At 37.4% G+C, this 10,450-nt stretch carries 5 protein-coding genes; all 5 read right to left on the bottom strand.

Annotation, left to right across the window (positions count from 1 at the left end):
- Positions 1 to 518, bottom strand: a 518-nt coding sequence (locus tag F7734_RS22155; protein ID WP_243147020.1) for a condensation domain-containing protein, incomplete at its 3' end; no start/stop codon positions are given.
- A 153-nt stretch (positions 519 to 671) separates the two neighbouring features.
- Positions 672 to 1,922 carry a diaminobutyrate--2-oxoglutarate transaminase gene (gene ectB / locus F7734_RS22150; RefSeq protein WP_155746690.1) on the bottom strand — a complete coding sequence of 417 codons (1,251 nt, stop codon included), beginning with the start codon at positions 1,920 to 1,922 and terminating at the stop codon, positions 672 to 674.
- A gap of 77 nt (positions 1,923 to 1,999) precedes the next feature.
- Positions 2,000 to 2,881, bottom strand: coding sequence for a cupin-like domain-containing protein (locus F7734_RS22145; RefSeq protein ID WP_155746689.1), 882 nt, complete (start codon positions 2,879 to 2,881; stop codon positions 2,000 to 2,002).
- Positions 2,878 to 4,278, bottom strand: a complete 1,401-nt coding sequence (locus F7734_RS22140) for a condensation domain-containing protein (RefSeq protein WP_155746688.1) — start codon at positions 4,276 to 4,278, stop codon at positions 2,878 to 2,880. Before F7734_RS22140 ends, F7734_RS22145 begins: the two co-directional genes overlap by 4 nt.
- Complete coding sequence (locus F7734_RS22135; RefSeq protein WP_155746687.1) at positions 4,275 to 10,442, bottom strand: type I polyketide synthase; 6,168 nt, start codon at positions 10,440 to 10,442, stop codon at positions 4,275 to 4,277. Before F7734_RS22135 ends, F7734_RS22140 begins: the two co-directional genes overlap by 4 nt.
- Positions 10,443 to 10,450: the final 8 nt, after the last annotated feature.

Genomic DNA, 10,450 nt, shown 5'->3' with positions numbered 1-10,450 from the left:
ATATCAAATAATGAGCATCGATTCTCTGCTTGAGGTAAATTTAATAATTCAATTAATTCATCAAAGCAATAGTCCTGATGACTATATGCCTGAATTAAATTATCTTTAACTTGAATGAGAAAACTTTTGAATGTCATTTCATTATATAACTGAGTTCGTAAGGGAATCAGCTTACTATCATTCAAATAATCTAGATTTACACCATTTATTTTCTTGTAAACTGGTATTCCAACGATAAGGTCATTAGTTCTAAGATACCGTTGCAGAAGTATCTTGAATGCTGATAAAAGCATTAAGTACAACAAAAAATCAGACCCTTTAGCTAACTTGATAATTCCCTGAGATAAATAATCAGGTAGCTCAAAATAATGACTTCTATTTTTTCCAGTATACTGAGAGGGTCTAGCATAATCCTGTATTAAGTTTGTTTCTGGTAATTCTCCAGAGAGCTGATTTAACCAGTATATTTTTTGAGAGAATAGCTCTTGGGGATCTAATTCTAATATTGTATCCATCATTTTTAGCTGGTTGAAATTGCTTGTATTAGCACAATAGTTTGATTAAGTGGTTAGGTAAGATAAATTATCACCACAATAAGTTATTCACAAGAAGTGAGTATGAAGAAATACTGGAATCAAACTCATATTTTATTTTAGTCTAGTCTAATTAATTTACAAACATTCATTAAAAGCTGTTTCTATGATTAAACAACCTTCTTTTAAAGTAGGCATATCAATTGTTAGAGGGGGCAATAATTTAATTACGGTATCATTTCTACCTGCTCTTTCAACTATTAATCCCTTTTCAAAACAATGCATTGTGATGTTTTTAGCCAAACTGTTACCACCAAAATTTGTCAAATCTATACCCCAAATCATTCCTATTCCCCGTATAGCTATATTTTCGTTGATTTGTGATATTTGTTGGGACAGAAAATTTTTCAAGAAAAGTTCTTTTGCCTTAACATCCTGTTCAAGGCTGCTATTTTCTCTATACTCTAGAGCAGCAGTAGCCCCAACAAACGCCAATTGATTACCTCTAAATGTGCCATTATGCTCACCAGGTTCCCAAATGTCTAATTCTGGTTTAATTAATAATACGGACAGAGGAAATCCGTATCCACTAATCGATTTAGAAAGTATAACTATATCGGGAACAATACCCGCTCTTTCAAAAGAAAAGAAAGAGCCTGTTCTACCGCAACCTACTTGAATATCATCACAGATTAATAAAATATCATGTTCGTCACACAACTTTCTTAGTCTTTGCATCCACTCAATGGGAGCAACAACAACCCCACCTTCAGCTTGGACTGTTTCAAAAATGACTGCGGCTGGCTTTTCAATTCCTGAATTAACGTCATTTAAAATTGACTCTATATATTTTATCGTATCAAAACTCTCCATGAACCCATAGGGATAGGGCATAAATGTAACATTGCTTAATGTTCCAATTGCCCCTGCTCGAATTGCTGTATTAGCAGTAATTGATAAGCTGCCCAAAGTCATTCCATGATAGGCACCCATAAAAGAAAATATACCAGGCCTTTTCTTTACTTTTCTAGCTAGTTTTAAAGCTGCTTCAACGGCATTTGTTCCAGTTGGTCCGCAGAATTGAATGCGATAATCTAAGTGTTTTGTACTTAGTATAACTTCATTAAACTTAGCTAAAAACTTTTCCTTAGCAGAAGTATACATATCTAAGCCGTGAGATATCCCATCAGCATCCAAATAGGAAATGACTTTTTCTTTTATATAGTCATGATTATGCCCATAGTTTAATGCGCCTGCACCTGCAAAAAAATCTATATATTCTCGACCTGACTCAGAATAAATAATCGAACCCTTAGCCCGATGAAATATGGCTGGAAAACTACGGCAATAGCTTCTAACGTTTGATTCGCACTTTTCAAAAATATTCATAATTCTCTCCGTTTAAGAATGTTGTTCATTCTAATATACTTATTCAGTATATCACTATAAGAGTTTATATTTGACTATCAAGAGACATAATTCAAATACGATTTATAGAATTTGAATATGACTGAAGAAGGTATTTTAAATACTAATCCCATAGCAAGTAAAAAGTTATAGTAAGAGTTTTGGGGAGGCATACCTTTGACACTGGCTGCTATAGCATTCAAACAACTTTTTCTTGTGTGCCAATCAATATTAAAAGAAATTGACATATCTAAGCTTCTAACATGATGTAAAGTTCCAGGAGGCATATATAAAATCTCACCAGGATTAACAATAAACCTAATTGGTTTGGCATTTTTATATTCAGGATACTTATTGAAGTCTGGATTTTCTGGATTCACAAGAAACCATCGCCAGCCCTTGCGATAGCAATATTTTGCATCTTCAGGTAGTAATATAGTAAATTGTTTACGCCCAACAATTTGACAGAAAATATTATTAGTCAGGAGACAATCAAAATGTAGTGGAGTAATACTATTAGAACAGCCCAAGAAAAACTGACAGTAACGCCACCACTTATACCAGTACCATTTTGGTAAATAGTCTAAAGGGAATGGTTGAGCGTCTTCTATTAATGAAGGAATTAAGCTAAATAAAGGTAGATCGTGACAATATGGTGGTGAAGGATTATTCAAAGAATCCGCTTCATAATTTTCTATTAATTTTATATATTCTCCCATTGTTAAACTACATATTTCAATCTCTTTATCACTAAAATTTTTAGCGTAAATATTCAGAGATGGTGATAATTGATTGAAGTATTTTAAAGACCATTGACTAAAGCTATTCCAGCTAGGGATAACTCCAGAAATTATGACGGGCTTTCCTTGAGCGACATAATTTTTGGTAAAATTGTCACTAGAAAGTTTGTATTTTCTTTCTATTTCATCTAACACTATCATGATTCAGATATCCCTAAAACTGATACTTCTTTCTCCAAGATTGACGTTATTAATCGCTGTTTATCCGTAGAAAAGGATAAATATTTGAGTTGTATGTTAGGGTCAGCGATAAACTGATTTAAAAGCGTTTCAATGTCTTTAAGTATCCCTATGATAGTACTAACATTAAATATTTTATTATCATAGGAAAAAGCTATTAATAACTCTTCGCCCACATATATAACTAAATTAAGAGGATAGTTATTTTTGTAATATACTTTATCTTCTGTAAATCCTAAAACCTCTTTCCAATAGTGTGTAAGTTCTACAGTTGGAAACTGTTCTACGACTAATTGACTCTTAAATAAATCTGTACCTCGTGGTATTTCGCTCCAATTTTGAATATCTGTTAATGGAGTATATTCATGCTTACGTGTTTCTGCTAGATGAATCTGTAAATTTTGCATCAAAGACAAAAAAGACTGGTTAGTGTCTACTTTCACATAAATTGGTAGTGTATTTACAAATACACCACATATTGACTCTGAACAATACAAATCTACTGGACGACCAGTAACAGTACAACCATAAATTACGTCGCTTTGCCTGCTATAGCGACTGAGGAGGATAGCCCAAATACCATTAATTATTGTTGGAAGGGTGAGACGATATTTTTTTGCCAAGGATTCTATCGTACGTGTCCCTTCTGATGATATTTTCATTATTTCCTCATCGTATCTTTGTTCCTGAGAAAACGATTTATCAATCATTTCTATATATGAAAGGGGAGTTTGTCTTTTTACACCCCGCAATGCTTGCCGCCAAAATATTTCGGTTTTAGCTATATCCTGCTCCTGTACCCAATCAATGTAATCTCTGTAAGGACGAGTGGGTCCTAAAGATATTTGTTTATTTTGAACAAGTGCTTCATAAATTTGTGGAAACTCACTCATTAGTATTGAGCCAGCCCAACCATCTATGACTATAAAGTGATATGTCCAGATAACTTTGTAGTAGTCATCAGTAAACCGAATTAAAGACAGACGCATCAAGCATGGTTGTGAAAAGTCAAAGTAAGATTCACGATCGCTCTTAATAAAACTTTCCAATTTATTTTCTTGTTCGATTCGATCTAGATTACGCCAGTCATAATGATTTATCGGTACCTTTACCTGTTTGTATACGACCTGTAGTGGATTTTCAATCTCCTCCCAGTAAAATCCAGTACGTAAAATAGTGTGTCGATCTACTAAAAACTGCCAAGCTTTTTCAAAAATATCTGTATCAAGATTACGGAAGGTAAAGGTGTGTTGAAAAAGGTATAGTTCCAATTCATTCTCGGCATACAAACAGTGGAAGAGGATACCTTTTTCCAAAGGCGTCAGTTCATATATATCCTCAATATTTGCTGTGTTCATTTGTTTTTCTTCTCACTTTTTTGGCTAATTTTTGTGATGAACTTATCCAGATTATGCTTATTTAAATTAGATTTTGGAAAGTCAGAAGGTGTATACATTATTCTTTTAACCGACTGACAGTGAGTAACGAGAGAACGTATTGTTTCAAGAAAATTATTAGCCAAGTTTTCAATTGTTTCTCGACGATGAATAGATTTACTGTAAGTCCAATGCAACTGTAATTGTTCTTGAACCACGATTGCATCGATCTCCAGTAAATAAACTCCGTTTGTAGGCTTACTGTAGTTGATACCTTGATAATTTTGGGGTAGAGCAAATAAAATTGAATCTGAAATAACCTGGTCATAATGACCTAAGTAATTAAAGCTCACTTCACTCTTAGGAAGCGCTTGCAGTTTTGATTGTATCTCCTGCTCATTGCTTAAGTACTTTAGTACACCATAACCAATCCCACTATTAGGAATACCACGTAAATATTCTTTGATTGCTACTAATGAATCTCCTAGGTCAGATGATTCTGTTGTATCTAAAATGGCTGGGAAAAAAGTTCTGAGTAAGCCAACAGTACGGGCTATATTTACATCTTTAAATTTTGTATTTCTACCATTATAACTTATATCGAACCGCAGTTTCTGTTCTCCTGTCCATTTGGCAAAAGCTTGCACTAACGCTGTTAGTAATACATCATTGATTTGAGTATTATAGGCTTTGTGTATCTCGTCAAGTACAGTTTTTGTTTCTTGTTTACTTATATAAACTGATACTGTATCCAAATCAACTAATATCTTGTCAGATGTTGAATAGTCAACGGGTAAATGGCTAAATGCTTTTTGACTCTCTTGGAGCCAATAGTCCAGTTCTCGCGCTATTTCTGAAGATTGAGCATAATTTTGTAGAGATTGTACCCACTTTACATATGAGTTGGTATTGTCTGGCAAATGTATCGCCTTGCCTTGACTAATTTGCTGATAAGTCGTTTGCAAGTCTTCTAGCAAAATTCGCCAAGAAATACTATCAACTGCAAGATGATGAATAATAATTAACAGGTAGTTGGTTTGTTGTGGCGCTAAGTCAAAGAAGGCAAACTTTACAAGTGGTCCCTCAAATAGGTTCAAACTTGCCTTTAATTCCGCAGCTTGTGACTCTATCGCGAATTTTCGCTCTATTTCTGGTAGTGCCGACAAATCTACTCGTTTTATTTCAATAGTGTCATTAGTATCATTGCAACTAGCATAAGTTTGTTGCCAACCAGATTCTTTCTGAATCAAACGCAAGCGAAATACATCATGATATTCAATCAAATGCTGTAAAGCCTGCTCTAACAATTTGTGATCACACGCTTGCTGTATTTCTAGTAGCAAAGACTCGTTACAATGATGTAGAACGGTCTGATTCTGTTCAAAAAACCAATGCTGAATAGGTGTAAGAGGTAATTCTTTTGTACCTAAATCCTGTTTTAACTGATTAGTTTGGGTAGCGAATAAATCTGCTGCTAATTCAGCTATTGTTTGATGTTGAAAAAACTGATCGGGTCTTAACTTTAAACCTACTTGGTTAGCTTTGGCAGCAATTTGAATCGCATTTACGGAATGTCCTCCCAATTCAAAAAAGTTGTCGTGGATACCTATTTGTTCGATACCTAAGATTTCTTGCCAAAGATTAGCAACTGCTTCTTCTATTTCATTTCTAGGAGCAATATATGCTATATCCAGGCTAGGTCTTTGATGTTTTGATAATAAGTTTTGTCCCTTTTGTAATTCACTAGTTTCTAAAGATTCAAGCTTTATCCATTCCCGTATCCTAGCTTGCAAGTCTCCACTGGAGACAACAAGCTGAGGAAACCCACACATCGATAATAGACGTTCAAATGCATCTATACTATTAGCCTTCGATGTCATACCATATTTATACAAAGTGCTTAAAGCATCTGCATTTTGCTGTTCCTCTTCAGTTATCCAATCATCCCAGTTAAAACTACTCCAAGGGAACAGACTAGTTTTGTTGTAGTTATGGGTAAAGGCATCCATAAAAATATTTGCCGCACAATAGGAAGTATATCCTAAGCCTCCCAATATAGATGATAATGACGATGTTAATTGACAAAAATCTAATTCTTGTCCCTGCAAAACCTTTTCCAAGACAAATAGCCCATAAACTTTGGGGTAAAATTGCGATTGCGCCTGGGCTTTTGAAGTTTTCATAATAGGGTAATGTGCATCTTCGACAATTCCCGCTGCATGGATGACACCATTAATTACACCAAATTGCTGAGTGGCGATCGCAATTGCATTATGCATTTGTTGTTCATTAGCAACATCTGCACTAACGATCAGAACCTCTGCACCCAAAGCTATGAGTGACTGCACTTTGCGAATCTTGCGGCTAATGCTATCTTTCTCATCATGATTTGCCAGCCATTCTTGCCACTGCTCCCTTTCCGGAAGACCTTTTCGCCCAAGAAGAATTAATTTCGCCTGTACTGTCTGAGCTAAATATTCTGCCAATAATAAACCAACACCACCAAGTCCACCAGTGATTAGGTAAACTCCTCCTTTCCTTAACTTGTTTCTACCAATACTACTTTTATCTAAACGGATTGGTTCATATGTTTGAATCCAGCGATGATGACCACGGTAGGCAACGATGTTTTCAGTTGGCTGTGCTGTAAATTCTCCAACTAGAGAATCTATTAATTTACTTGATAGCTGGGTTCCTGATTCTAGAAGCGCAATATCAAAACAGCAACAAGTAATGTTGGGATATTCCTGTGGAATTACCTTGCATAGACCTAATATAGTTGATTTTTCAGGACATAAATTCTCACCACCTGTTACATCATGTATGTTGCTGGCGACAACCATCAACTTGATTGAGTCAGTTATATTCTGCTTCGCCAAGGCTTGTGCTAAAAATAGTAGGCTGTAAAAACCAAGGTTTTGACAATCTTCAAAAAATTGGTAGCGTGATTGTAACTGTACTTGTTCACCTAATTCTCGTTCTGGTAGGGTTTCGCTAGGAGCAACACTCCAAAAATGAGTTATTCCCTGGGGTGTCCAATTCTGTTCTCGCAGTGCTTGAAGTAAGGCATCATAGTCATCCCTTTGTTGGGGATTAATTGCATAGGTACTGTCATTGAGTTTTGCAAAATTATCCGCGATTCTAACGACAATCACATCCTGATTCTGTTGCTTAAGTCTTTCGGCAACCTCTGCTCCTACTCCATAGGTATCGTCAAACACCAACCAACATGACTTTTGCTCCAATAATTTTTCTTTTTGGAAAAGCTGAAGTGGTTTGGATTGCTTCCAGCAAGGAATGTAAAACCAATCGGCTATGTCAGTCTTCTTACCTAATGCAGAGGTTTGATCATTATCCTGTGCTTGCCTATTCGGTTCAATCCAGTAACGCTGACGTTCAAATGGATACGTTGGTAAAGGGATGCGGACGCGTTGTTCATTGGCATAAAAACCAGACCAATCTACTTCTACTCCTGCCAGCCAAAGGCGACCCAATGTATTCATTAAAAAGGCGATATCTGACTGCTGCTCATAAGAATGCCGCAGGGTGGGAAGCATCAATAATTTAGCTCTATCCTCACTTTCTATACATTGGAATGCGAAATTAATTAATGCTTGACCTGGACCAACTTCTAATAAAATCGGATTGTCTTTTTGCCACAATTGTTGCACTCCCTCCGCAAAGCGCACTGCTTGACAGAGGTGCTTCACCCAATAACTGGGATCTGTTGCTTGCTCTGCTGTAATCCAGGTGCCGGTGACGTTAGAAATGTAGGGAATTTTTGGGGGTTTAAGGCTAAATGTTTTGACTAAATCACCAAAGGCAGGTGCAATCGCCTCCATCATCGCAGAATGGAAAGCGTGAGATGTCTGTAAACGCTTACCAATTAAATTTCGCTCACTTAATAGCTGTTCCCATTCTTCCACCGCATCCTTGGCACCTGCAATCACACACAATGATGAACCGTTGATTGCAGACATGGAAATATTTTCATTCAGGAGGGGCCGTATCTCTTCTTCTGAGAGGGGAACTGCCAGCATCGCCCCTTCTGGCAGCTCGTCAATCATTTGCGCTCTTCTAGCTACTAAGGTTAAAGCATCTTCTAGAGATAAAACCTCGGCTAGAGTTGCTGCTACATATTCACCGATGCTGTAGCCAATCATTGCCGCAGGACGAATTCCCCACGAGATCAACAATTGAGCTAGAGCATATTCAACAATAAATATAGCTGGTTGGGTGAGAACGGTTTGATTTAGTAGAGATGTTACACGCAACGTTTCTGCATCTGCTTGTTCCTCTCCACGACCTAACATTTTTCGCAAATCCAACCCGCTTGAGGGGGTATCTTGTTTTGGCTTGCTATTCTCGCTGTTTCTCTGGGGATACAAGACATCTCGCAAATCCAGACCAAGGAGCGGTTTGAGGATTTCGCAACATTGGTCAACTGAGATACGAAATCTTGGCTCAGTTTGGTAAAGCTCAAGAGCCATATCAAGATAGTGAGTTCCCAGTCCAGAGAACATAAAGGCAACAGAACGTTGTTGAGTTTTATGAGTATTCGTAATAACCCGTCTTGGGTCTTGGAGTGCATTTACAGCATCTTGAATATCTCGACAGACAACCGTGCGCCTATAGTCGAAAGCCTTACGCCCAACCTGCAATGTGTAAGCCGCATCGGCAAGATTTAAATCGGGATGTTTTTGAAAATATTTAGCTAAATTTGTTGTGGCTGTTTCCAGTGCGGAACTGGTTTTGGCAGATAGCATTAATAATTGCCAAGGTCGAGAATGTACAGACGTAGCATCACTTCTTTCTACAACCGGGGCTTCTTCTACAATTACATGGGCATTGGTTCCGCCAAAACCAAAAGCACTAACTCCCGCACGGCGAGGAGAACCATTGCTTTTCCACTCAGACAGTGCAGTGTTAACGTAAAAAGGACTATTATCGAAATCTATCTCAGGATTAGGCTGCTCAAAGTGCAGGCTAGGTGGTATCTGTTTATGCTTGAGGGCTAGCGTAGTTTTAATCAATCCAACAACACCAGCCGCAGCATCCAAATGCCCAATATTGGTTTTTACTGAACCGATAGCACAGAATCTCTTCTTTTGAGTAATCGTGCCAAAAGCTTGTGTTAATGCCGCTATTTCAATGGGATCTCCTATGGATGTTCCTGTGCCGTGAGCTTCAATATAGTTGATAGTATCAGGTTTTACTCCAGCGTCAGATAAAGCCTGTAAGATCACATCCGCCTGACCATCTACACTGGGCGCTGTATAACTAGCTTTAAAAGACCCATCGTTATTAATAGCAGAACCTTTAATGATGGCATGGATGGTGTCTCCATCTACCAGAGCATCCTCTAATCTTTTCAAAACCACAATGCCCAAACCGTTACCAAAAACGATTCCTTGAGCTTTAGCATCAAATGTCCGGCAATGCCCGTCTGGTGACAAACTACCCCCTTGTGTGTAGTGGTAACCAGATTTTTGTGGCACTTGTATCGAAACACCGCCAGCCAAAGCCATATCACATTCATAATTAAGTAAACTTTGGCAAGCTAAATGAACGCCCACCAAGGATGTAGAACAGTAAGTTTGAATATTAATACTCGGTCCTTTCAAGTTTAATTTATAAGAGATACGCGTTGCTAAAGAAGCTGGATCATTTCCTAAAACAGCTATATCTTGTAATGCTATGACCTCAGGATTTGAATAATGATTCGACATATAGCTACCTGCGGTGGAGGAGCCAGCATAAACTCCAATAGAACCTTTAGCAGAACCATAGCCAGCACTTTCAAGAGCTTCATAAGCACACTCTAAGAAGAGGCGATGTTGTGGATCTGTAAGTTCAGCTTCTTTAGCAGAAAAGTTGAAGAACGAAGCATCAAACATCTCTATATCTTTGAGGATGGGTCTTGCTTTTACATATTGAGGATCACTCACTTCTGCTGGAGCGATTCCCGAAACTTTTAGTTCTTCATCACTGAAAAAAGTGACTGATTCTTTTCCATCTCTGATATTCTGCCAAAATTCTTCAATATTTATTGCGCCAGGAAATCGTCCAGCCATACCAACAATAGCTATGCCTAAATCATCATTTATTTCGTCAAATTTTTCCGAATATTTCTTGTAGTTAGACATCTCTCATC

This window comes from Scytonema sp. UIC 10036, assembly GCF_009725235.1.
Note: the sequence above shows the minus strand (reverse complement) of the source record. Positions and strands in the feature narration are given on the sequence as shown.